General features: G+C 66.2%; 18 protein-coding genes. 5 read left to right on the top strand and 13 right to left on the bottom strand.

Annotation, left to right across the window (positions count from 1 at the left end; all coding sequences use genetic code 11):
- Window position 1: 1 nt before the first annotated feature.
- From AXA74_RS16340 to AXA74_RS16295, 10 genes are all read right to left on the bottom strand, one after another.
- On the bottom strand, window positions 2-475 hold the full coding sequence (locus AXA74_RS16340; RefSeq protein ID WP_029580880.1) for a TRAP transporter small permease: 474 nt from the start codon (window positions 473-475) through the stop codon (window positions 2-4).
- A 2-nt stretch (window positions 476-477) separates the two neighbouring features.
- Window positions 478-1464, bottom strand: a complete 987-nt coding sequence (locus AXA74_RS16335) for a TRAP transporter substrate-binding protein (protein WP_029580881.1) — start codon at window positions 1462-1464, stop codon at window positions 478-480.
- Between the two features lie 140 nt (window positions 1465-1604).
- On the bottom strand, window positions 1605-2330 hold the full coding sequence (locus tag AXA74_RS16330; protein ID WP_029580882.1) for a FadR/GntR family transcriptional regulator: 726 nt from the start codon (window positions 2328-2330) through the stop codon (window positions 1605-1607).
- Between the two features lie 144 nt (window positions 2331-2474).
- Window positions 2475-2852 (bottom strand): DUF488 domain-containing protein, encoded by a 378-nt coding sequence (locus tag AXA74_RS16325; RefSeq protein WP_032973785.1) that lies wholly within the window; start codon window positions 2850-2852, stop codon window positions 2475-2477.
- Window positions 2853-2926: 74 nt separating this feature from the next.
- Window positions 2927-4615: an aspartate:alanine exchanger family transporter gene (locus AXA74_RS16320; RefSeq protein WP_080666617.1), complete on the bottom strand. Its 1689-nt coding sequence runs from the start codon at window positions 4613-4615 to the stop codon at window positions 2927-2929.
- Window positions 4616-4710: 95 nt separating this feature from the next.
- Window positions 4711-6090 carry a glutamate decarboxylase gene (locus AXA74_RS16315; RefSeq protein ID WP_029580885.1) on the bottom strand — a complete coding sequence of 460 codons (1380 nt, stop codon included), beginning with the start codon at window positions 6088-6090 and terminating at the stop codon, window positions 4711-4713.
- A gap of 410 nt (window positions 6091-6500) precedes the next feature.
- On the bottom strand, window positions 6501-8198 hold the full coding sequence (locus AXA74_RS16310) for an MFS transporter (protein WP_029580886.1): 1698 nt from the start codon (window positions 8196-8198) through the stop codon (window positions 6501-6503).
- Window positions 8199-8352: 154 nt separating this feature from the next.
- The gene (locus tag AXA74_RS16305; protein ID WP_032978473.1) at window positions 8353-12018 is read right to left on the bottom strand and encodes a transporter substrate-binding domain-containing protein; all 3666 of its coding nucleotides are present in this window, start codon (window positions 12016-12018) and stop codon (window positions 8353-8355) included.
- A gap of 4 nt (window positions 12019-12022) precedes the next feature.
- Window positions 12023-12646, bottom strand: a complete 624-nt coding sequence (bvgA, locus tag AXA74_RS16300; RefSeq protein ID WP_029580888.1) for a virulence response regulator transcription factor BvgA — start codon at window positions 12644-12646, stop codon at window positions 12023-12025.
- A 438-nt stretch (window positions 12647-13084) separates the two neighbouring features.
- Window positions 13085-14284, bottom strand: a complete 1200-nt coding sequence (locus AXA74_RS16295) for an EAL domain-containing response regulator (protein WP_029580889.1) — start codon at window positions 14282-14284, stop codon at window positions 13085-13087.
- A gap of 635 nt (window positions 14285-14919) precedes the next feature.
- Between AXA74_RS16295 and AXA74_RS16290 the strand changes: the two genes are divergently transcribed.
- From AXA74_RS16290 to AXA74_RS24250, 3 genes are all read left to right on the top strand, one after another.
- Window positions 14920-16197 (top strand): M20/M25/M40 family metallo-hydrolase, encoded by a 1278-nt coding sequence (locus AXA74_RS16290; protein ID WP_095075200.1) that lies wholly within the window; start codon window positions 14920-14922, stop codon window positions 16195-16197.
- Window positions 16198-16445: 248 nt separating this feature from the next.
- A complete protein-coding gene (locus AXA74_RS16285; RefSeq protein ID WP_029580891.1) occupies window positions 16446-17993 on the top strand; it encodes a TerC family protein in 1548 nt (515 codons plus the stop codon).
- 65 nt (window positions 17994-18058) lie between these two features.
- Window positions 18059-18214 carry a hypothetical protein gene (locus tag AXA74_RS24250; RefSeq protein WP_155271746.1) on the top strand — a complete coding sequence of 52 codons (156 nt, stop codon included), beginning with the start codon at window positions 18059-18061 and terminating at the stop codon, window positions 18212-18214.
- An 18-nt stretch (window positions 18215-18232) separates the two neighbouring features.
- Here AXA74_RS24250 and AXA74_RS16280 read toward each other — a convergent pair whose 3' ends face one another.
- The 3 genes from AXA74_RS16280 to AXA74_RS16270 form a co-directional block, all read right to left on the bottom strand.
- Window positions 18233-20602: a TonB-dependent siderophore receptor gene (locus AXA74_RS16280; RefSeq protein ID WP_051593927.1), complete on the bottom strand. Its 2370-nt coding sequence runs from the start codon at window positions 20600-20602 to the stop codon at window positions 18233-18235.
- Window positions 20603-20694: 92 nt separating this feature from the next.
- On the bottom strand, window positions 20695-21633 hold the full coding sequence (locus AXA74_RS16275; RefSeq protein WP_032978475.1) for a FecR domain-containing protein: 939 nt from the start codon (window positions 21631-21633) through the stop codon (window positions 20695-20697).
- Window positions 21634-21635: 2 nt separating this feature from the next.
- Complete coding sequence (locus AXA74_RS16270) at window positions 21636-22148, bottom strand: sigma-70 family RNA polymerase sigma factor (protein WP_032978478.1); 513 nt, start codon at window positions 22146-22148, stop codon at window positions 21636-21638.
- Window positions 22149-22356: 208 nt separating this feature from the next.
- On the opposite strand from AXA74_RS16270, the gene AXA74_RS16265 reads away from it, so the two are divergent.
- Complete coding sequence (locus tag AXA74_RS16265; protein WP_230588816.1) at window positions 22357-23118, top strand: hypothetical protein; 762 nt, start codon at window positions 22357-22359, stop codon at window positions 23116-23118.
- An 83-nt stretch (window positions 23119-23201) separates the two neighbouring features.
- Window positions 23202-24767, top strand: coding sequence for an EAL domain-containing protein (locus tag AXA74_RS16260; protein ID WP_032962751.1), 1566 nt, complete (start codon window positions 23202-23204; stop codon window positions 24765-24767).
- Window positions 24768-24789 lie beyond the last annotated feature (22 nt).

Genomic DNA, 24789 nt, shown 5'->3' with positions numbered 1-24789 from the left:
GTTATTCCTTTGCGGGCGCGGGCTCGAACAATTGCGCCAGGTGCACGACGACGGTGATCGCGCAGGCGAAGGGCAGGGCGAGATAGACCGCGCCGGCCGACACATCCAGCGCCGGCAGCGTCTGGTCCATGGTCAGGTCGGCGAGCTCCCAGCCGGCATAGCCCAGGACGATGAGGCCGACGATGACGAACACCTGGTTCAGGCGCTCGAAGAAATTGAGGACGCGCGGGCTGCGCACCACGAAGGGCAGCAGGCCGGCCATCAGGTGGGAACGTTCGAAACTGCAGGTGACGCCGCCGATGAAGGCGGACCAGACCAGGACCAGGCGGGGCAGTTCCTCGGCCCAATGAGGAGTGGTGTGCGTGACGAAGCGCGAAAACACCACGTAGCTGATCAGGATCGCCAGCAAGGCCACCGCCAGGGCGGCGATGGCTTTGCTGATGCCCGACAGAATGACGGACAGTCGTTGGAGCATGCTTATTTCGCCTCGCGGTACTTCTGGACCAGGCCCATCAGCTCGGGACCGTAGGTGACAGAGTAGGTCTTCCACACAGGCTCGACCGCGGCGGCGAACGGCGCCTTGTCGACTTCGTTGACCTGCATGCCTTTTTCCTTGAGCTGGGCGATGTATTGGGCATCGCTTTCGGTGATCATCTTGCGCTGCTCATCGCGCCAGCGGTCGGCGGCGGCCTGGACCACCTTGCGGTCATCGGCCGAGATGCGGTTCCAGACCGATTTGGACACGATCAGGTTGGCCGGGCCCCAGACGTGGCCGGTCAGCGACAGATACTTCTGCACTTCGAAGAAGGACGAGGTGTAGATGATGGACAGGGGGTTTTCCTGTGCGTCGAACACCTTCTGCTGCAGGGCCGAGTAGAGTTCGCCAAAGGCCAGCGGCGCGGGGTTGGCGCCCAGGGCGCTGAAGGTGTCCAGGCGCATCTTGTCGGGCGTGACGCGGGTCTTCAGGCCGTTCAGGTCGGAGGGCTTGTTGATCGGGCCGCGATTGTTGGTCAGATGGCGGAAGCCGTTTTCCCACCAGGACAGGATGACCAGGTTTTTCTTCTCGGCCAGCTTGGCCAGCGCCGCGCCCAATTCGCCGTCATAGGCGCGATAGGCCTGGGCGGCGGTGTTCCAGGTGTAGGGCAGCTCGACGATGCCGAACTTGGGTTCGATGGGCTGCAGTGAACCCGAACCGATGATGGCCGCGCCCTGGCTGCCGATCTGCAGGCCTTCGAGCATGGTCTTCTCATTGCCCAGCTGGCCGCTCGGGAAGAGGATGAAGTTCACGCGGCCGTTGGTCTTTTCCTTGACCTCGGCGGCAAAGCCTTCGGCCGCCTTGTTCCAGCTGTGGCTGGGCGCGAGCACGTGGCCGAGCTTGACGTCCAGGGCGTGCGCCGCGGGGACGGCCGCCAAAGCCAGGCCGGCGCCGGCCAAGAGAGAACGGAAGATACGGGTTAGCTGCATGTTTCACCTTGGAATGTTGTGGCTGGTCCCCGCGAGGGACCGGGCCCGGCCGGAACCGCCGGCGCAAACGGGCCCCGGCGCCTTTGTCGGCGCCTGTCGGGCATTACGGGAAAGAGGGATGGGACGCGGTCAGCCTGTCATCATCGGATGGGCCCGCTGCCGAAGTCTTCGCGCAGGCGCGCCAGGATGCCGACCAGATGATCATGCATGGCGTGGCGGGCGCGGATGGGGTCACGCTCGGTGATGGCCTCCAGGATGCGCTCATGCTCGTCGCGCGCGGCGCTCCAGACCCGGGTCGTCACGAAGTGGGTCTCCAGGCGGCTGAAGACCGGGCTGATGGTGCTCAGATGCCAGATATGCGAGATGGCGGCGGCCAGGGCGGCGTTGCCGCAAGCCGCGGCGATCGCGCCATGGAAAGCCTGGTCATGCAGGCTGGGGCTTTCGGTCAGCGACATCGCCTCATGGGCGGCGCGGATGACGGCGATCTGGGCCGACGAGGCCTTCTGGGCCGCCAGCGCGGCGCACTCGGGCTCCAGCAGCAAGCGGGTGTCCAGCAGGTCGAAGGGGCCGATGTCGGTGCGCTCGGCGCCATGGGCGGCGGGTTGCGCATGGCCGTACTGGCCGTCCTCGCGCGGCGCGCAGACGAAGACGCCGGTGCCCACGCGGACCTCCACATAGCCCTCGATCTCCAGCGCGATCAAGGCTTCGCGCACCGACGCGCGGCTGACCTGCAGCTGTTCGGCCAGGTCGCGCTCGGCGGGCAGGCGGCCTCCGGCCTCAAAGTCGCCCGCGCGTATGCGGCTGGCGATCTGGTCGGCAATCATGCGATAGAGGCGGGTCGAAGCAACCGCTTGGAAGGTAGCCATGCTGTCTAGGTATCCGGTGGCCGAGTGGTCAGGCCACTGGACTATACCGGACTGTCGGCCGTAAAAAAATCGTCAGGCGCAGGATCTAGGGAAAACCACTAGGCGCGCCGGCGGCCCTGCCGGTTGCCGGGCACGCGCCGGCGCTCAGGGGCGCCCGATCTTGTCCCGCAGGGCTTCAAGCAGCACCTCGGCATTGCTGTGCTCGCCGTCGCGCGAGGCATAGACGAGGGTCAGGCGCCGGCCGCCAGCCGCCTGGAGGAGGGCTTGCATCCGCGCCTGCTGGTCGGCCTGGGCCAATTCATGCCGGTAAGCCTTGCGGAAATCGTCCCAGAGGGCGGGATCATGGCAATAGGCTTTGCGCACCGCCTCGCTGGGCGCAAGCGACTTGGCCCATTCGTCCAGTTTGAGCGTGTCCTTGGAGCGGCCCCGGGGCCAGAGACGGTCGACCAGGGCGCGGTATCCGTCCTCGGGCGCGGCGGCGTCGTAGGCGCGCTTCATGGCGATGTCCTTGGGCTTGCTCATGCCTGCCTCCAGCCGGAATGAAAAAGGGCGGACCGTCGGGTCCGCCCTTGGGGAAGGCCGGGTCGGCCCGGTCTTCAGTGTGCCATCATCATGGCGAAGTAGCCAAACACGGTCAGCAGCACGCCCGAGACCGCATAGCCCACCGGGAAGCCCAGCCAGGGGACGCTGGAGCCCACTTCCTTGGCCGCTTCGCGCGCGGGCCCCGAGTGGCTGCGCGCCCCGGCGGTGGCGCCCATCAGCAGGGCCGGGTTGATCTTCATGATGTGAAAGCCAATGGCCCACACGATGATCGGCGGAATGGTCGACGCCAGGAAGCCGACGATGAAGATCTTCAGCGCGATCGCGCCCGTGAGCTGGGTGAGCAGCTCGGCGCCGGCGTTGATGCCGACGATGGCCACGAAGCCGATCAGCCCCAGGTCTTCCAGGATGTTGCGCGCGGCGTTCGGCGTATTGCCGAAGAACCGCAGGCGCGACGAGATGGAGGACACGATGATGCCCGAAAGCAGCAGACCGCCCGCGTTGCCCAGGCCTACGGCGGCGCCGAAGGCCGGCACCTCGATCAGCCCGATCAAAAAGCCCAGGATCATGCCGGCCGACAAGGTCAGCAGATCGGTGGCCGAACTGTGCCGCGCGATCACGCCGAAGATGTCGCCCGCCTTGTCCACGGCCACCTTCAGGCCGGTGACAAACAGCACGTCGCGCTTTTGCAGCTTGGTCTCCAGGCCCAGCGGGATGGGCACGCCGCCGCGCTCGATGCGCTGCAGCTGGATCTGGCCGGCCAGCGGATGGCTGCGGAATTCCTTGAGCGGAATGCCCATGGTTTCCTTGTTCATCACCAGGATCTCGGCCTGGTCCAGCGGGATGTTCAGGGCCTTGGCATCCGGCACCTCGGGTCCGATGACGCCCATGTTCTCGGTCATGGACTGCAGGTTTCCGCCCAGGGCGACGACATCGTTCTTCTGCAGCACGATGGTTTCGTCGGCCCCCAGCAACTGGCCGTCGCGCTCCACATTGACCACTTGATACATGGGGAAGCGGGCCCGGAAGTCCTTGACGCTCTTGCCGACGGGCGAGTCGTTGACCACGCGGTAGGCGCGCACGTCAAATGGATGAAAGGCGGTGATGCCGGCGTCATCGACGTTGGGCACGCCGTGCTCTTTCTCGAACTCGACAGCCGCCTTCTTGGCGTCCACGCCCCAGATGCGGGGCAGGTACTTGCACAAGAGGATGATGCCCACCGTGCCCCAGATATAGGTGATGCCGTAGGACAGGGCAATCATGGCATCGACCTGTTCCTTGGTCATGCCGTCCTTGAGCGCCAGCGTGCCCGAGGTGATGGCCTGTTCCGCCGAGCCGATGGCCGCCGACATGGTCTGCGAGCCCGCCAGCATGCCGCCGGCCGCGCCCTGGGGCAGATTGAAGAACTGCGCCCCGAAGACCACGATGACCAGACCGAGGATAGGCGCGATGACGGCCAGGATGGCGTAATTGATGGAGTCCTTGTTCAGGGCGTTGATGAAAGACGGGCCCACGCGCAGGCCGACGCCATACATGAACAGGTAGTAAAGCAGGGATTTGGCGAAGTCATCGAGGTGGAACTTCACGCCGAAGCTGGCGCCTAGCGTGGCCAGCAGGCATCCCACCACGATGGCCGCGGCCACCGAGCCCAGGCCGTAGCCCTTGATGCTGAACTTGCCCACCCATACCGACAAACCTATGGTCAGGAAGAGCAGGATATACGGATTGTCCGCTAGAAACTGCATTGCTGAGTGCATATGGCGCTCCAGGTAGCATCCAAGCCAGCGACAACGCGCGCCCGGGGCGCGCGTTGCGCATCATGCAAGCAACACCGCCGGTATCAGCACTTTGCCGGTGTCGTCTTCTCGTCCGCATGGCCATGCAGCTGCGGCGGCGTGGCGGTGCCGCCATGCTGCTCCAGCCACTTGCAGGCGGCGATGATGTCGTCGGCCAGCTTCATCGACACATTGTGGTTGATGTGCGGCCGCACCACCACGCGCAGACTGTTGACCGACTCGGCATTGGGCGGCATCTGATAGGCCGACAGCACCCAGCCTTTCTCGCGCACCTTGTTCGAGACATCGAACTCGCTGAACTTCTTCACCTTCTTGTCCAGCGTCACGGCCACGACCGGGATGCGCTGGGTGTCGTTCATGATGGTGAAGTAGCCGCTGTCGACCAGGCGCTTGCGCAGGGCCACGGCATTGTCCAGCGTGCGCTGCATGATGCGCTTGTAGCCTTCGAAGCCCAGGCGCAGGAACTGGTAGTACTGCACCGCGACCTGCATGGAGTTGCGGCTGAAGTTCAAGGTCGCGGTCGGCATTTCGCCACCCAGGTAGTTCACGTAGAACACCAGGTCTTCGTTGAAGATCGAGCGTTCGCGGAACACCACCCAGCCCAGACCCGGCGGGGTCAGGCCGTATTTGTGGCCCGAAGCATTGATGGACTGCACGCGCGGCAGGCGGAAGTCCCACTTGTAGTCGGGATAGAGGAAGGGATTGACGAAGCCGCCCGAGGCGCCGTCGATGTGCATCGGGATGGAGATGCCCGTCTTCTTCTCGTAGGCGTCGAGCCAATCATGAATGCCTTGGATGTCGTCATCCTCGCCGGTGAACGTCTGGCCGGCAATGGCCACCACGGCGATGGTGTTCTCGTCGACGTATTTGTCCAGCTCTTCGGCGGTCAGCGTGTACTGGCCGGGCTTGAGGGGCACGATGCGCGGTTCGACATCGAAGTAGCGCAGGAATTTCTTCCACACGATCTGCACGTTGCCGCCCGTCACCATATTGGGGCGCGAGGCGTCCTTGCCTTCCTTCTGGCGACGCTGGCGCCAATTCCATTTATGAGCCAGGCCCGCCAGCATGCACGCCTCCGACGAACCCACGGTAGCCGTGCCGTAGGGCTCGACACCCTTGGGGCCGTTCCAGAGCTGGTGCAGCCATTTGACCATGCGCGTTTCCATGGCGAACAGCTGCGGATACATGTCGTGATCGATGTAGTTCTTGAACATGTTCTGGTGCGCCACCGACCGCGCTTCGGGTTCGGCATAGGTGGTCACGAAAGACGACATGTTCAGCATCGGGTTGGTGTCGGTCCACTCGTCGCTGAGGACCAGGGCCTGGGCCGCTCGCGAGCTCATCCCCATCTTGGGAAAATGATCCTCCGGCACTTCAAAATTGAACTGGTCGTACGGGGTCAAGAGATCAGGGGATTGACTCATGCTCGATTCTCCGAAAAGACACACGCTCTACAAGTTTGGGGCTGCCCGGCGCCAGCCGCGGCAGAAAATCCCGGCCGCGTCCGCGCGGGACACGCCAGGGGCCAGCCAGAAACGACTTAGTTGTGGATACAGAAAGCAGGGATGGCAAGCGGCGGCGCGCTCGGGGCGCCGCACGGGGCAAGGCAGAACAAGGCAAGCGCGTTGACTTTCATAGGGTAGTGCTCACATAAACGATTTATGCAAACCGCTGCCGTCAAGGCGGGCAGCGGGCCCCAATGTCTAGCGTTCTTCCTGCGCGGGCGCCGCGGTTTCTCCAGCGCCGGGTACCGTTGCGGTACCAATTTAACGATGATGCCTGATGTTCGAAATGATAACAACTGTGCCGGATTTTTGTTACGACTTTTAGAGCCTCAGGCGCCGGCCCCCACATCCTCCGGGGCGGGGGGATCGGCCTGCGCCCGGCTGCGGATCGCCAGGTAGCTCACGCCCTGGCTGACCTGCGGAGGCTGCGGGCCGCGATGGTGAGCCTCCACGGCTTCCAATACCATTTTGTCGGCCAGGGTCATGCGGTCCATCATGCGCAAGTATTGCAGCCAATTGTCCACGACAAAAACCTCGGTCCAGCGCGACAGGTCATTCAGGTCGCGGAACATCTGCCACTGGTCGGCGCCATTGCGCATGCGCATGCGCCGCAGCGGCCGCAGGCTGCTCAGAAAGCCCGGTTGACGGGTTTCTTCGATGATGTAGTGCACATTGATGATGATGGCGCCGCGCTCGGGGTCGAAATCCTGTTTGCTGGGCGACTGCGAGGCCAGCGGCCAGGCCGCCAGGTCCTGGGTTTCGTTCAGGCTGGGCAGATGGGACCGGAAAAACAGCAGCGCCGTGAAGGCCAGCGTGACGCCGGCCGCGGCGAGGCTGCCCTTGACCCCCAGTGTCTCGGTGAAATGCCCCCAGGCGAAAGAGCCCAGCGCCAGGCCGCCGAACATCGACATCTGGTAGAGGGCCAGGGCACGCGCCTTGACCCAGTCGGGCACCAGGACCTGGATGGAAGTGTTGTAGGTCGCCAGCACCGCGATCCAGCAGCTGCCGGCCACCAGCAGCGCAGGAAACAGCAGCGCCAGGCTGTCCACGCTGCCCAGCAGCAGCAAACAGACCGACATCAGGAACGCGCCGGCGCTGATCAGGCGGCCGGTGCCCAGGCGGCGCTGGGCCGCGCTGATCCAGAGGCTGCCGCCGATGGCGCCCAGGCCCAGCGCGCCCAGCATATAGCCGTAGAGCGAGGCGCTGCCGGCGGCGTGGGCATGGGCCAGCAGCGGCAGCAGCGCCCACAGGGCGCTGGCCGAGATGCCGAAACTGAAAGAGCGCAGCATGACCAGGCGCGTGACGCTGGAGTACTCCGTGAAGCGCAGGGCGGCGATCACGCCTTCGAGAATGCGCTCCGGCGGCAGCGTACGCTTAGGCAGCTCGCGGCGCCAGCGCCAGATAGCCCACATCAGGGCGGCATAGCAGGCGCAATTGAACAGGAAGACCCAGGGCGCGCCGAAGACGCCCAGCATCAGGCCGCCCAGGGCGGGGCCCAGGGCGCGAGCCACGTTGTAGTTCACCGAGTTCAGCAAGATGGCCCGGCCCACTTCGGGCTTGGGGACCTGTTCGCCCACGGCGGCCTGCCAAGCCGGGGTGACGATGGCGCTGCCGACCGACACGAGAAAGACGGCGACGATGAGGCTGTACGGATGCAGCATGCCCATGAAGGCGAGGGTCGTGATCACCAGGCCCATGACGAGCTCCAGGCTCATGCCCACCAGCATGACCTTGCGCCTGTCATAGTTGTCCGCGAGCACGCCCGTCAGGATGGACAGCAGCACCAGGGGCACCGCGGCGGCCACCTGGATCATGGCCACGACCACGGGGCTGCTTTGCTGGGTGGTCACGATCCAGGCCGCGGCCACGGATTGGGCCCAGACGCCCAGGTTGGCGAACAGATTGGCGATCCATATGCTGCGGAAAGCCTGCCGCCGCAAGGGGGCGAGCACGCCTGCCGTTGAGGGGGCCGGGCCGGGCGTTGTGCCCGGGGGCAGGTCGTTTTGTCCGGAAGGCGGTTGCAACATGGGGTAGGAAGTCTCCTGCCGCGGCGGCCCGTGGGGGCCGAAAGCATGAGATTCCCCCGCGACCCGAGAGACTGTCAAGTCAAGCCGCCCATCCCGGGGCGGCGGGACCCGCGCCGGACACGGGCAAGGCGCGGGCGGCCGGGCATGGGGCGTCTCACTCACGGCTGGCCAGCCAGGCCTGCAAGTCGGCTTCCAGGGCCTGCAGCGCCTGGACGAGGGCTTCGACGGCCGGCGCTGTGTCGGCCTGGCCGCCGCGGGCGGCGGCCTCCAGGGCCTGCGCCTGGGCGACGGCCTGGTCGGCCGCGACCACCCGCGCGCCGCCGGCGATGCGGTGCGCCAGGTCGGCCACGGCCGCCGGGTCTTGCGATGAGGACGCCTGCATCAGGTCAGCGATGTCCTGGCGGTTGGCCTTGATCAGTTCTTCGGCGATGCGGCGGGTCATGACGGCATCGCCCTGAGTCAGGTCCAGCAGGCCCTGGGGCCGGAAGGTCGCGGGCGAGAAGGGCATGGGGGTGTCCTCGGCTTTGCGCACGGCCAGGGGCAACAGCCGCTGTTTCAGGGTGTCGATGTCCAGGGGCTTGAAGAGGCAGCCGTCCATGCCGGCCGCCTCGCAGCGCGCGAATTCCTCCGCCTGGGCCGAGGCGGTGATGGCGTAGATGACGGTGCGCGGACGATGTTCCTCGGCCTCGATGCGGCGGATTTCGCGCGCCACGTCGTAGCCGCTCATGCCAGGCATGTTGCAATCGGTGAGCACGGCGTCCAGGGCATGCTGGCGCCACAGCGCCACGCCCTGCGCGCCATCGGCCGCTTCCAGCACATCGTGGCCGATATAGGCGAGCTGCTGGCCGAGCAGCATGCGGTTGGGGGCATGGTCATCGATGACCAGCACCTTGAGCCGGGCGGTCCGGAGATCCTGCTGTTCGACGGCCTGCATCGAGGACGGCGGTGGCGTGTCGGCGCTGATCAGCGGGGCGCGCAGGTGCAGGTCGATGCGCGTGCCCTTGCCCGGGATGCTGCTCAGTTCGAAGCTGCCGCCCATGGCCTCGATGATGCGCCGGCTGATGGCCAGCCCCAGGCCCGTGCCGGCCACGCGATCCTTATTGGCGCGGGCTTCGTCGTGCACCTGGGTAAAGGGCTCGAAAAGCTTGCGCCGGTCCGCCGCGCTGATGCCCGGGCCGCTGTCGTCGACGGCGATTTCGATGCTGGCCTGCCCGTCGTCGTCGACGGCGACGTTCAGCGACACCGTGACGCCGCCCACTTCGGTGAACTTGAGGGCATTGCTGACCAGGTTGGACACCACCTGCTTCAGGCGCACGGCGTCCAGCGAGACGGCCGGTGGAGACGAAGGCGCCAGGGATAGTTTCAGGCTCAGGCCATTCTGGCGCGCCATGCCCTGGAAGACGTTGACCACGCCTTCGAGCAGATGGCGCAGGTCGGTGGGAATGGGCGTCAGTTCAAGCTTGTCGGCTTCGATCTTGGAGATGTCGAGGATGTCGCCGATCAGGTCCAGCAGCGAGCGTGCCGAGTCGTAGGCGACCTGCAGGGCCTCGCGGTCGGCCTGCTGGCCGGGCGGACGGCGCAGCACCAGTTCCAGCATGCCGATGATGGCGTTCATCGGGGTGCGGATCTCATGGCTCATGGTTGCCAGGAAGGTGGTCTTGGCGCGATTGGCGGCGTCGGCCTCCTCCTTGGCTTCGTGCAGGTCGCGCAGCAGCTGCATGCGTTCGGTCAGGTCCGTCCAGCCGCCGATCAGGCCGCTGACTTGGCCCAGCGAGTCCGAATAGGGCATCAGCCAATGGTAGATATAGTGGGTCTTGCCCCTGAGCTTGACCTCGATATCCTGAAAGACGGGCGTGCTGGACTCCTCCATGGCGAGCAGGTACTGCTGGTGGACGCGGGCGGCCTCTTGGGGATTCTCGGCGCTCATGGGCGATTCGAGCAAGGTGCGTCCCACCACGTCGTCGGCGCTCATGCCAAAGGTGTCGAGATAGCTGCGGTTGCAGGTGACCATGCGGCCTTGCCGGTCGCGCACGAAGACGGGGTTGGGGATGCCGTCGAGCAGCACGCGCATGAAGGCAAGCTGATCGCTCAGGGCGCGCTCGGCCTTGCGGCGTTTGCGTATCTGCCTGCGCAGATAGAGGATCCAGGCCAGGAAGATGGCTGCCGAGGCCGCCGCGGCGGCGATGAGCAGATAGATCTCCTGGCGGTAGGCATACCAGGTATTGATCGTCGGCGGCGACTCCGCGCGCCAGCGATTCATCAGGTAGATGGGCTCGTCGGCCGGCAGCGTCGCCAGCGCCTTGTTGATGATGCTTTGCAGTTCATCCTGGTCGCGGGGGAAGGCAAAAGCCAGCCGCGCCGGCACGGTGTCCAGCGCCGTGACGATGCGCAGCTCGTCGCGGAAATAATTGCGCAGGTAGAAGTTGGCCGCGATCTGGGTCTGCACCGCGAAATCCGCCTTGCCGTCGAGCACCTTGAGCAAGGCGTCGTTGGGGCTGGTCGCCGACACCAGCCTGGCCTGGGGATAGTAGCGGCGCAATACATCGGACGCCGCGCTGCTGGGCACGCTGGCGATGCGCGCGCCCGCGAAGTCCGCCCCGGCCGCCTGCTTGGGGCCGTCCTGTTTGCCGACCAGCACAAAGGCGGTGCTCAGGTAGGGCGTGCTGAAATCCAGCGCGTCCTCGCGGCTCTCGCTCCAGAACAGGCCCGCGCTCATGTCTGCCTCGTGGTTCTGCAGCGCGGCTTTCATCTCGGCGGTGGAGTCCGCTCCCTTGATGCTGAAACGCAGCCCGGTCAGGCGGCCGATGCGCTGCAGCATATCGATGGACAGCCCCGAAAGCGCGGTGCTGTCCTGGCTGTGCATCGAAAAGGGCGGAAAGAGGTTCAGCGCCCGTACCCGCACCACGGGGTGGCGTTCCATCCAACGCCGCTCTTTTTCGGTCAGCGCCAGGGGCGCCGGCGGAATGAAGGCGCCGCTGGGCAGCCCCCAGCGGTAGACGGCGTTCTGGCGCCAGGTATCGGGGATGCTGGCGATGGTCTGGTCCAGAATGTGGCGCAGCCGGTTGTTGGAGCGCAACAGCGTATAGACATTGGCCCGCATGCCGAGATCGTCGCGGCGCTGCACCTGCATGTCGCTGAAGATGCCCGCCGTCAGGTAATAGGCCACGGCCAGCGGGTCGCCGAGATAGACATCGGCTTGCCCATAGGCCACGGCGCTCAGGCCAAGCAGCGGGTCGGCATAGCTGGTCCAGCGGATCTGGGGCCCGCCCCGATGCAGCGCGGCGGGTTGCGAGCGGGGATTGACGGCGACGCGCAGCGTCTTGAGATCCGGGGGAAGATCGCCCTGTTCGCGCCGGGCTACGACCACGGCCGGGTGGCTGATATATGGCTGGGTGGTGGAAAACCGGTCTCCCATGAGCGTGCCGTCGGCGACATCATCGACCACGTCGACCAATCCGTCGCTCAAGGCGCGCAGCGCGCTGTCGCGGTCCGGGAAAATCGTGACCGCCGGAATCAGGCCGAGATTGTGGCTGATGATCTTGAGGTAGTCCGCATTGAGGCCTTGGAAACGCTGGCTCTGCGTGAACTGAAAGGGCGCGTAATCGGGGCTGAATATGCCCACCCGCAATTCCCTTTGCTGGGCCAGCCACTGCCAGTCGTCGGCGTTCAGGTCGACGGACAGCTTGGGCACTTCGGCGGTCGATCCGGCGGGCAGGCTGCGGCCGGCGGCGGCGGCCCACGCGGCGGGCGCGGTGCCCAGGAAGGACAGGATGGCGGCCAGGCTGGCCAGCAAAAGGCGCCAAGCCAGGGGCAGCGGCATAGGGTTATCCGAGGTTGTTGCGCTTGGCCATGTCGATCAGTTCGACCAGCGTGGTGGCGTTCAGTTTCTGCAGCAAGCGGGTCTTGTAGGTGCTGATGGTCTTATTGCTCAAGAACATGCTGTCGGCGATATCTTTATTGGTGAGGCCTTGCGCCAATAACTGGAGCACCGCCAGCTCGCGGTTGGACAACGAAGAAATCATCATGGCGTCGTCTTGATTCTCGACGCCGCGTATATCGGTGAGCGTGGTTTTCGGAAAATAGGTGTACCCGGCGACCACCGCCTTGGCGGCATCCACGACCTCTTGTAGGTTGCCATGCTTGGAGACAAAGCCGGCGGCGCCGGCGTTCAGGCAACGGCGGGCAAAAAGCGCCGGTTGCTGGCCGGTGAGGATAAGCACATGCATGGGCAATCCGAGGGCTTGCAGGCGCGTCAGCACTTCCAGGCCGTCCAGCTTGGGAATCCCGATATCCAGGATGACCAGATTGGGCAGCAATTCCCGCGCCATGGTGATGCCGTCCAGACCATTGTCGGTTTCGCCCACAACCTCGAAACCTTCCTTCTCCATCAAACCTTTTACTGCATAGCGGATGACGGGATGATCATCAATAATCAGTAGCTTTTGCATGGCCGTGCGCTACCTCACAAATCTTCAGTTGTAATGATCGTTATTATGTTTGAAAAGCTGTAGTCAGCCAGGGGCGCTTTTTTCGCGTGGCGGCGATTACATTGAAAGATAAGCATCTAAAGCTATAGGGTCAGCGACAAGTTAGAGCATATTCTGCTTTTTGGATACCGCATGTTGCGAGAATGCACGTCACGGTGAACCCAATAAAAATCAGACTGGTTTAAGTGTGTGCTCCAAGGGCAAGTCTAGGTTCTCAGACCAGCCCTGTTCTTTTAGTCTTATCTGATGCGGCTGTCGGATGTCGCGTACTGTGTCAGTTTCGCCGGACGAGCCGAGTCGGCCGCCAGGAAATATCGAATAAGACGATATAACCGCGAGCAGGGGCCAACCGGACTAGCTTGGCAGCCGGTTGCGGGAGCCTCGCCGTGCTCAGGCCGCTCAGGTGTTGGCCACCATGGGATTGAACAGCCAGGACTCGTATTCGTCGCCGGACATGGGGCGCGCATACCAATAGCCTTGACCAAGGGCGCAGCGCATATCGAGCAGGGCGTTGCGTTGGTCCGGGGTTTCGATGCCTTCGGCCACGACGGTGATGCCCAGGCTTTCGGCCAAGGAGAGCGTGGCGGCGATCACGCTTTCGCTGCGCGCATCGCCCGGCAGGCGACGGACGAAGGAGGCGTCTATCTTGAGCTGGTTGAACGGCAGATTGCAGAGCCGCTCCATGGAAGAAAACCCCGTCCCGAAGTCGTCGATGGAAACTGTGCAGCCCAGCAGCCTCAGGCGCACCAGGGTTTCCAGCGTGGCGGCCTGCACCGACAGCAGGCCGGTTTCGGTGACTTCGATGGTGAGCGCGGTGGCCGGCAGCGCATGGCGCTCCAGGGCGGCGATGAGATCGGTCATCAACTGGGCGCTGCCCAGTTGGCAGGTCTCGACGTTGAGCGCCAGACTGGCGCCCCGGCCCATCAGCACCGACCGGGCGGTCTGCGCCATGGCCTGGTCGGCCAGCGCCCAGGTCATGCGGTCGAGTTCGTCGCAGTGCTTGACCGCCTCGATGAAATAGGACGGCGAGAGCAAGCCGCGGTCAGGGTGGTTCCAGCGGGCGAGCACCTCGGCGCCGGCCGGCTGCAGCGTGCGCACATCGAACTTGGGCTGGTAGTAGGGAATGAACTCGCCGCGGTCCAGGCCGCGGCGGATCTCTTCGGCGCTAGGCGGCTCGTGGTCGGGCGCCTCCGCATGGCCCGGCGCGGCCGCCGCGTCAGCCTCATAGCGGCGCAGCAGGGACTCCAGGCGGCTGAGCTTGAGGGGTTTGCCCAGGTCGCCCAACACCTGTATGCCGGAGAGGCTGGCCATGTGCAGGATGGCCGCGGTGAGGTCGCTGGAGACGTCGCTGCTCAGGATGACGGACTTGACGAGATTGCGCTGGCTGGCCTCGCGCAGGAACTGGGTGCCATCCATACCCGGCGTGCGGACGTCGCAGATCACGATGTCGGCGGCGCCATGCCGCTTGAGCTGCTCGAGCGCCTCGTAGCCCTCCGGGGCCTGCAAGATACGGGTATACCCGAGCATTTCAAGGGCTCGGACTATGACCAGCCGCTGCACGGGATGGTCTTCGATCACGAGGACGGCCGGCTGTTTCATACGAAATAGTGACTATCAGTGGGGGCGAAAGCATGGGGAGACGCGCTGTTGTGGCGCGGGGCATGCATTGCTGCCGGCTCCCTCTCGGGGCCGCCCAGGACAGAATTCCTTCGATTTATATCTGTTTTTATATCCGGTTGAACACAAATTTCCAAGGTCATGTCCCGTATATTGTCGACAACGGGGCTGCGCCTCGTTGGAGGGACCCGACAATGCCATAACGATAAAGCGGTCGCCCTGCGGCGAATCCAGAAAATATCCAGGCCCGATGCGTGTTAATTACCGATATCGTTGCCCCTGATCTCGCAAACTATCAGATAAATCTTGGGGTTCTATCGGCAACGCCGCGATCCAAGACTGATCCTATGCAAAATGGCGGGCTCTTTTCGCAACAACGTATTACGCCGTTAACGTCCTCCACCCGCGCAACTTTAGAGCGCGGCCCGGCGCGGGGGCTTGACGTGCCCCATGGCGCGGCAGACAGTGTGGCAGACCCCAATGAGTAGGACAGGCGGGCGAGCCTGTCCTTTGGCATACCGTGCCGCCCCGGATGCTGGCGCGTCGGCGCGTTCTGACCAGGCGCGCGAGCAAGAGGGCGGTTGTCCAGCAACAGGCAGATGCAGAGGAGCAAGAGCATGACGCGAGCGGTAAGAACGGGGTGGCGGCTGGCCTTGGCCGCCGCGCTCCTGGCGGGCGGGCCCGCGATGGCCGGACCGGTGGGGCCGGTCCTGGAGGCGGCGCGGGCGCAGGAGCAAGGGCTGTTGGACACCTTGCGCGACCTGGTGAACATTGAATCCGGCAGCCGGGACGTGCATGGCGTCAAGCGGATCGCCGAGCGGGTGGCCGAGGGGCTGCGGGCGCAGGGCGGGCAGGTGCAGGTGCTGCCGCCCGGCGAGGTGTTCCGGATGGACGACACGCCCGAGGAGACCGGCCCCATGGTCCAGGCGGTTTTCAAGGGGCGTGGCCAGAAGAAGATCATGCTGATCGCGCACATGGACACGGTGTACCGCGACGGCATGCTCAAGGACCAGCCCTTCCGGGTCGACGGCAAGCGCGCCTACGGTCTGGGCATCGCCGACGACAAGCAGGGTGTGGCGCTGATCATCCATGCGCTGGCGCTGCTGCGCGCGCTGGACTACCAGGACTATGGCACGCTGACCGTCCTGGTGAACGGGGACGAGGAGATCAGTTCGCCGGGAGCGCGCGCCACCATTACGCGGCTGGCGGCCGACCAGGATGCCGTGTTTTCCTTTGAAGGCGGAGGCAGCGCCGGCGACCTGCGCCTGGCCACCAGCGGTATTGGCGCGGCCTATCTGACGGTGCAGGGCAAGACGTCGCATGCCGGAGCGCGGCCTGAGGGCGGTGTGAACGCGCTTTATGAATTGGCGCATCAGGTCCTGCAGATGAAGGATCTATCCCGGCCGGAGCAGGGCCTGAAGCTGAACTGGACCGTGGCCCAGGCGGGCGGCAATCGCAATGTGATTCCCGGGCAGGCCACGGCCCAGGCCGATGCCCGGGCGCTGCGCGTGGCGGATTTCGACGCGCTGCAGAAGGCCATGGAGGAGAAGATCCGCAACCGGTTGCTGCCCGAGGCCAAGGTCGAGCTCAAGTTCGAGGTGCGGCGTCCGCCGCTGGAGGCCACCGAGGCATCGCGGGCGCTGGCCCGCCATGGCGTGTCCATCTACGAGGAGCTGGGCTTGCCCATGAAGGTGCTGGACCGCGCCACGGGCGGCGGCACGGATGCGGCGTTTGCCCAGCTCAAGGCGCGCGGGCCGGTCATCGAGGGCTTCGGCCTGAGCGGTTTCGGCGCGCACTCCAACGATGCCGAGTACGTCGACACGCAGACCATCGTGCCTCGGCTCTATCTGACGGCCAGGATGATCATGGATATTTCGGCGGGCAAGGCGCCTTAGCCGTCGGCTTGGTGGATGTCCGGATTTTGGTATGATTCAGGTTCCTGTCAGATTTCCGGGAAGGCTGACCGCCGGTCCGCCTTCCCTCCCTATGACCGAAGAGCCTCCGTCTAGGCGCGGCCTGTGCCGCGCTCCTTTGTCCCTTTGCGGACGTTTCATCTCCCGCCGCCCTTCGCGGCCGCTTCCGTTTTGTCATGAGCCCGCGTCTCGCCATGAGACCGCGGGCGTTTTTCGCTTGAGGAAAGTCGATGCTGTTTGACTGGATGTCCGACCCCACGGCCTGGGTGGGCCTGGCTACCCTGATCGTGCTGGAGATCGTGCTGGGCATCGACAACCTGGTGTTCATCGCCATCTTGGCCGACAAGCTGCCCGCGCACCAGCGCAACCGGGCGCGCATGCTGGGTCTGACCCTGGCCCTGCTCATGCGCCTGGGCTTGCTGGCCAGCATTGCCTGGGTGGTGACCCTGACCCAGCCGCTGTTCAGCGTGCTGGGCGCGGAGATCTCCGGGCGCGACCTGATCCTGATCCTGGGCGGCCTGTTCCTGCTGTTCAAGGGCACGATGGAGCTGCATGAGCGGGTGGAGGGGCGCGCGCATGCCACCGGCGGCCGCCAGCAGTACGCGGTGTTCTGGCAGGTGATTGCCCAGATCGTGGTGCTGGATGCCGTGTTCTCGCTGGACTCGGTCATCACGGCGGTGGGCATGGTGCAAGACCTGAGCATCATGATGACCGCGGTGATCGTCGCCATGGCGGTGATGATGCTGGCCAGCCGCCCGCTGATGGCCTTTGTGGGGCGCCACCCGACGGTGGTCATCCTCTGCCTGGGCCTGCTGCTGATGATCGGTTTCAGCCTGGTGGCCGAAGGCCTGGGCTTCGATATCCCGAAGGGCTATCTCTATGCCGCCATCGGTTTTTCCATCCTTATCGAGCTTTTCAACCAGCTGGCGCAGCGCAACCGCCAGCGCGATGAGCATGGGCTGGGCCGCCGCGAGCGCACGGCGCGCATGGTGCTCAAGCTGCTGCGGGCCGGCGGCCAGGATGGCAATGGCGCGCCCGACGAGCCGCAGGCCGCCGGCGACGAGGAGGCGGCGTTCGCCCCCGAGGAGAGCAGCCTGATCGAGGGGGTGCTGTCCATGGGGCAGCGCGATTTGCGCAGCATCATGGTGCCGCGCGGCGAGATGGTGTGGCTGGACGTGCGGGACGACGCCCAGACCGTGCTGGACAAGTTTGCTTCGGGCCACTCGCGCCTGCCTTTGTGTGACGGTGATCCGGCCAATGTGGTGGGCGTGCTGCACTTCAAGGATGTGCTGGGCCCCTTGCGCGCACCGGGGGCGGTGGACCTGGTCGAGCTGGCGCAGGAGCCGCATTACGTGCCCGAGACGGTGCCGGTGATCAAGCTGCTGGAGGTCATGCGCGAGTCGCGCGACCACCTGTTGATCGTGGTCGACGAACATGGCGTGTGCGAGGGCCTGGTGACGCCCATGGATCTGCTGACCGCGGTGGCCGGCGATCTGCCCGAGCACTCGGGCGAGACCGTCACGGGCGCGGCGCGCATGGCCGACGGCTCCTGGCTGCTGGACGGCCGGCTGGCCACGCCGGAGGCCGCGCGCATCATGGGCGCGCCGCAGCTGGGCCAGGACTACGCCGACGATGCCACCTTGGCCGGCTGCGTGCTGCGCGCCGCGGGCAGCCTGCCCGAGGCGGGCGTGCGCGTGCGCTGGCGCGACTGGGAGTTCGAGGTCAAGCGCCTGGATGGCCGCCGCATCGCCCAGGTGCAGGCGCGCCAGGTGCCCTGAGCCGGGCCGCATCATCCTCATTCCTCAACCACACCCGCCGCGGGGCGGGACGACTGGAGTCTGTCATGTCCGGATTGGCCTTGTGTCTGGTGATTCTTGCCGCGACCTGCGGGCTCGCGGCCCTGGGCGCGCGCGCCCAGGGCTGTGAGAAGCGCGATGTGCTGGCCTTGCTGGGCTTTGGCGCGGGAGCGGGCGCGGTGGCCGCGCCACTGCTTTTCTAGGGCCCTGGGGGCCGCCAGTCAATACTTCCAGTTCAATGACACCAGCACATTGCGCGGCGCGCCGTAATAGCCCTGGTCGGCCCAATAGCGGCTGGTGAGGGCCTTCTTGTCGGTCACGTTGTTGACGTTGACGGCCACGAAGACCTGCCGGCTGATGTCATAGCGCGCCATGAGGTTGAGCAGGGCATAGGCGGGCTGGGCGATGCGCACCCCGGGCAGGGCGTTGCCCTCGTTGTAGGTGCGCGAGCGCCAGTTCAGGCTGGCGCCCAGTTTCAGTCCCTCCAGGCCGGGAACCCGGTACGTGGCCGACAGCCGGAACATTTCCCGCGGCGTATAGGGGCGGGTATAGGCGCCATGGGCGTCCTGCAGCGACAAGCGCGTATAGCCGGCCACCAGCTGCAGGCGTTCGGTCAGGCTGCCGGCCAGTTCCAGCTCCACCCCCTGGGACTTGACGTCGGTGCCATCGTAGAGGGCGAGGTCGCCCGACATGCCGATGAAGTTCGCCAGATTGCTCTGCTTGGCCTTGAAGAAGCTGAGGGTGGCCAGCATGTCCTCGAAGATCTGCGCTTTCAGGCCGGCCTCGTAGCTGCGGCCGCGCACGGGTTCGAGCTGCTGGAATTGGGCGTTGACCTCGCTTTGCGGGGTGAAGATCTCGGTGTAGCTGGCGTAGGCGCTGAGCCAGTCATTGATGTCGTAGACCAGGCCGGCATAAGGCGTGGTTTCGCTATCGGACTTGTCGCGCTTGGTGCCATAGTTCTGGCCGCTGGAGCGGGCCTGCAGGGCGTTGAGCCCCCCGATCACGGTCAGGCGGTCGGTCAGCGACAGCCGCAGGGCCGCATACACGGCGCGCTGGCGGTCGATGAAGCGGGCGTCGCCCCCATCCTGGTCGAACGCCGGCTCGGCCACGTCGCCGTCCCAGGCCTGCAGCGGGGGCAGGGCGATGGGGTCGGCATTCCATGACTGCCCCTGGACGCGCGAGATCGCGTAGTTCAGGCCCACGATGGCTTCGTGGCGGCGTCCGAGGAAGTCGAAGGGGCCGCTGGCGCGCACATCGACCAAGTCTTGGCGGTTGCGGGTGTCATAGCTGCCGGGCAGTCCGCTGACCCCCAGGCCGGTGACCGGATCGGGCAGGCCGAACACCGAAAACAGCCGGCCATCCCAGCGGATCTCGCGATGGGTGTAGACGGCCTGGGCCTGCCAGTCATTGTCGAAGCGGTGCACGGCCTGGACAAAGGCGCTCTGGGTCTCGGTGTTCCAGCGGCTCCAGTCGGCCGCCGTATTGGTCGAGCGGCCGTAATGCGTGGGCATGCCCGCGCTGTCGTAGAGTGGCAGGCCGCCCCATAGCTGGCCGCGGGTCTTGTTCTTTTCATAGGTATAGCCGGCCGACAGCGTGTCGCGCTCGCTCACGTCGGCCTCGAAGATCGCATAAAGCGTCCGCTTGTCGCTGTGGTAGCGGTCCAGGTAGGAGTCGCCGTCCTGGCCGACGGCCACCACGCGGCCGCGCACGCTGCCCGAGGCGTTCAGCGGGCTGGAGACATCGGCCTCCAGGCGGCGGGTGTTCCAGGACCCCAGCGACAGCCCGGCCGAGGCCTGGAAGGCCTCTGCCGGCCGTTTGCGCACGAAGTTGACGATGGCCGATGGGTTGCCGGTATTGGAGAGCAGGCCGTTGGCGCCGCGCACGACCTCGACGCGGTCGTAGATGGCGCTGTCCAGATCTCCGGCCACCAGGCCATGGGCGAAGGGCGCGCCGATGCCGTCTTCCTGGAACGTGGTGATGTTGAAGCCGCGCGCCGTGTAATAGCTTCGGTCGGTTTCCACGCGCTCGACCACCACGCCGGGCGTGGCGTCCAGCACCTGGTTGATGTTGTTGAGCTGGAAGTCGCTCATCTGCTGGCGCGTGATGATGGACACCGATTGCGGCGTCTCGCGCAGCGACAGCGACAGCCCGGTGGCGCCCTTGCTGCTGCCCGCTGTATAGGCGCCCGTGTCTTGCGAGGGCGGTTCGGCGGCATTGCCGGTGATCCGGATGGCCGACAGCGTGGCGGCCTCGGCGGCGCGCAGGATGTAGCCGCCGGCGGACTGGCGCGTGGCCTGCAGCTGGCTGCCGGCGAGCAGGCGGGCGAAGGCTTCTTCGATGCCGTAGCGGCCTTTCAGACCCGCGGTGGTCTTGCCCGCGGTCTGTTCGGGCGTGAAGGTCAGCATGATGCCGGCCTGGCTGGCCAGCGCGCGCAGGGCGGGCGCGAGGTCGCCGGCCGGAACATCGAAACCGATGGCGGCCGGCTCCGGGGCGGATTGCGCCAAGGCGCCCGGCGGCGCCGTGACGAGCAGCGCGGCGGCGTACAGCGCGGTGGCCAGCCGGCGGGAAAAAGGCAGGGAAGCATCGGGCATGGGCAGTCCTGATCAAAGTGCGCGCCAGGCGCGCGGTATCAGGAGCTAGGTGGCTTGAGCGGAAGAATCGGGCAGGTTTTTCCGCAAAAAAATCAATCCAGGGGTTCGGCGCTGACCCAATAGCGGGTGCGCCTGAGCAGCCGGATGGGCAGGGCCTGCTCCAGCGCCCGCAGCACGCGCTCCGTGTCGGCCAGCGGATAGACGCCGGAAAAGCGCAGATCCGCCACGGCCGGGTGGCAGCGCAGCCACCCGGCGCGGTAGCGGCCGAGATCGGCGAGAAAGTCCGCCAGCCGCGTGTCGGCCGCCATCAGCTGGCCGCGCGTCCAGGCGTCGTCCTGGGCGTTGGCCGCGCGTGGCCGCTCCGCGCCCCAGGCGCGCAACAAGGCGGCCTGGCCGGCGTTGAGCGCGAGCGACGGGCCTTGGCGGGGCTCCAGCGCCACCGCGCCTTCCTGGACGGCGACCGCCGTGCCGGCCGGGCCGGCGCGCACGGTGAAGCGCGTACCGAGCGGACGGACCTCGCCGTCGGCGGTGCGCAGCACGAAGGGGCGGCCGTCGGCATGGCCGGTTTCGATGGCCACTTCGCCATAGCGCAGCATGACAGCGCGCCCGGCGGCGGTGAAATGCACGTCCACGGCGGTCGCTGTATTCAGCAACAGGCGTGTGCCATCCGGCAGCTCAAGACGGCGCTGCTGGCCGGTGGCGCTGCGGTAGTCGGCCGCCAGCCCCTGCCATAGGTCGCCATGGCGCGCCAGCAGGACGGCCGTGCCGGCCATGCCGGCACCGGCCAGTAGACGCAGCGCCTTGCGGCGGGAGGCGGGGGCGCGCATGGCTTGCATGGCGGCTTCGGCGGGCAGCTGGCGCAACTGGCCGACGATGGACTCGATATGTCGCCAGGCAAGGTCGTTTTCGGGATGGGCGGCGCGCCATTGCCGCCAGCGCTGCCGGTCGGCTTCGCTGGCTTCTTCGGACATCAGCAGGGTGAGCCAGTCGGCGGCGGCATCGGCCCGGCGGCGGGAGAAGGGCGGAGCCATGGTCAGCCGGCCAGCGCGTAGAAGCACTGCCGGTTGGCCCGTCTCAGGTATTGCTTGACCGAACTGGCGGACACTCGCAGGCGAGCGGCGATGTCGGCATAGGACAGCAATTCGATGTGGGCCAGCAGAAAGGCGTCCCTGGCCTTGGCCGGCAAGCCGTCGAGCGCGCGGTCCAGCGCGCGCAGGGCTTGCAGGGCGGCCAGGTGGGCTTCGGGCGGCGGCGCATGCTCGGCCGGCAGGGCGGCCAAGGCCTGCATATAGGCGGTTTCGAGCTGTTCGCGACGGTGCTGGTGCACCAGCAGGCGGCGCGCAATGGTCGCCAGGAAGGGGCGGGGCTCGCGGATGTCGGCGGCCTGGCCTGCCAGGACGTTGAGAAAGGTGTCCTGGGCCAGGTCGGCCGCCGCGCCGTGGTCGCCCAGCCGGCGCTGCAGCCAGTGGCAGAGCCAGCCATGATGTTCGGCGTAGAGGAGGCTGAACTGTTTGTCGGCAGGCGCGGGCGGGGAAGCGGCAGGCATGGCGGGGGCGTCGCGAGGCCGCCGTATGAAATGTTAATGGGAATCGTTCAATTCTAGGGGAGAGCGCCCGCGCGGGCAAGGGCGGCGCGGCCGCGCCGTGTGCGCCGCCAGCGCATGTATTTCAGGTGATTTCTTAGATTTTTGACTTTAATTATGGTAAATAAGCCTCTGATTTGATTGGCAATGGGCGCCAGAACGAGCGTCGCCCATGAACGGAATGGTTTCTTCGATGACGGTCGCCTTGGCGCGCTTTGTGTATGGTTTTTCCTTGGCCTGGATCACGGCCGCGATATTGCTGGCGCTGGCGGGTCTATGCCTGGCGCTGGTGCGGCGCGCCGTGCAGACTTTCGAGACCGAGCGTCAGCAGGACCTGGCCAGCGGCGTTCTGGTGTTTGTGTCGGTCGTCGCGGCGCTGGCCGCCTGTTATGCCAGCGGCCATGCCTTGCATGCTTGGCTGGGGCGCAGCGCGCTGGTTGGCGGGCAGGCTGATTGGCTGGCGGGCAACAGCCATGTGTCGGCCGCCGCGCTGATGGGCGCGACCGTGGCCCTGGGGCTGGCCGCGGGTGCGCCCGGCCTATGGCGGCGCCTGCGCGAGCCGCGCGCCGAGAAAAGCCCGCAAGGCGGCAAACCCGCCAAATCCGCCAAGCCGGTCAAAACCGCCAAAACCGGCAAAAGCGCCGCCAAGTCCGCCAAGCCCGCGCGGGCGCCGCGGGTGGCCGGCCTGGGGTGGGGCGCGCTTTTCCTGGTCTTGCTGGGCGGGGTGTTGCTCGCCTTTGCCTATATCGTGGCGCCGCTGGACCCGGCGCCGCTGGCCGCCGGCGCCGACGCGAAGGCAATCGCGCGCGCCGGTCTGCATGCCGAGCATGCCAGCCGCGCGCGGCCGGTCTATTACGCGGCGGCCGGGCTGCTGGGCGCGGGCAGCCTGGTTTTCCTGGGTTGGCTGTTTTCGCGCCGGCGCGAACAAGCCTGAACGCCCAAAACTCGGGTACGCTGGAGCCACAAGGCAATGTGATCCAGAAACAGGGGCGGTACCGAAGATTGCAAAACGCCGATTTGACCGTCCAGCGTGGCAGGTATTGGCGCTATATCCCGTTGGCGGCGGCCCTGCTGCTGCCCCTGGTGGCCTGCCTGGCGCTCACCTGGGCGGGCGCGCAGCGGCTGAGCCTGACGCAGGCGCAGACCGAGGCCAGCATCAGCCGCAACCATATCGAGCGCATTTTGCGCGAGGCCTGGGTGGCGGTCGACACCATGGGGCCGCTATTGCACGAAGACTGCGGCGATGCCCAGCCCATCCTGTCGCGCATCATGAGCATGCGGCCGTATTTCCGCTCCCTGGCCCTGTTCGAGGGGCGGCGGGTGTATTGCGCTTCGCTCATCACCTTGCCGCGCGGCGCCGTGTACGAATGGCCCTCCGACATCCCGCCCGGGCGCTGGCTGCGGCTGGTCGACGGCACCCCGCTCATGCAGGGACGCCCGGCCTTGCTGGCCGGCGCGGCGGGCCCGGGCGAACGCCACGCGATGGCGGTCGTCGACAGCCAGTATCTGCAGGATCTGCTGGATTCGGTGGCGGCCTTGAACAACCACCGTATCGAACTGAAGATCGATGGCGGCATGATGCTGACCAGCCGTCCGGCCCGCGACTCGACCTTCGTGCCGCGCGACTACGGCTCCGTGAGCGCCCGCGAGGCCTTCACGTCGGAGAGCGTGCCCGTCGTCATCGAGGTGTCCTTGCCGAGCACGCAGGTGCTGCAGGAATGGCGGCGCTTGCTGCTGGTCTTCCTGCCGATGGCGCTGGTGCTGGGCGGCCTGATGGCCTGGGCGGTGCATCGTCTGCAAATGCAGCGCATGGCCTTCCGGGACCAGATACACCGGGGCATGCGCGCTGGCGAATTCCATATGGAATACCAGCCCCTCTATGACACCTTGAGCGGGCGCTGCGAAGGCGCCGAAGCCTTGATGCGCTGGGAACGGCCGGGGGTGGGGGCGGTCAGTCCGGAGGTGTTCATCGCAGCGGCCGAGGCCGAGGGCACCATCGTCGCCCTGACACGCCATGCGCTGCGCCTGATCGAGCGTGACTTGCCGTTGATGGCCGTGCCGCCCGGTTTCCACCTGAGCGTGAACGTGGCGGCCGAACACCTGCGGCGCGACGACTTTGTCGATGATATCGAGGCCTTCGCCGAACAGGTCGCGCCCAGCGCGCCGCAATTGGTGCTGGAGTTGACCGAGCGCAGCCTGGTCGAAGACACCGGCCGGGTGCAGCACCATATCCGCAGCATGCGGGCGGCCGGGGTGCGCATTGCCATCGACGACTTTGGCGCCGGCTATTGTTCTTTGTCTTATCTACAGCAGTTTCCGGTGGATTACCTGAAGATAGACAAGCTTTTCATCGAGGCGATCACCGGTCCCGAACCGGAGACACCCATCCTGGACCTCATCCTGGCGCTGGCCAAGCGCCTGGACCTGGCGGTGGTCGCCGAGGGGGTGAGCGAGCAGGCGCAGATGGACTATCTGCGCGCGCGCGACGTGGCCTATGTCCAGGGTTTCCTGGTGTCCCCGCCTTTGCGGGCCGAGGCCTTTGCGCAGTGGTACCGGGCTCGGGGACAGGCCCCGCTCGCCTGAGGGCCGCGCCTCGGTGTACTCT

The organism is Bordetella hinzii LMG 13501 (assembly GCF_001548475.1).
Lineage (GTDB): Bacteria > Pseudomonadota > Gammaproteobacteria > Burkholderiales > Burkholderiaceae_B > Bordetella > Bordetella hinzii.
Note: the sequence above shows the minus strand (reverse complement) of the source record. Positions and strands in the feature narration are given on the sequence as shown.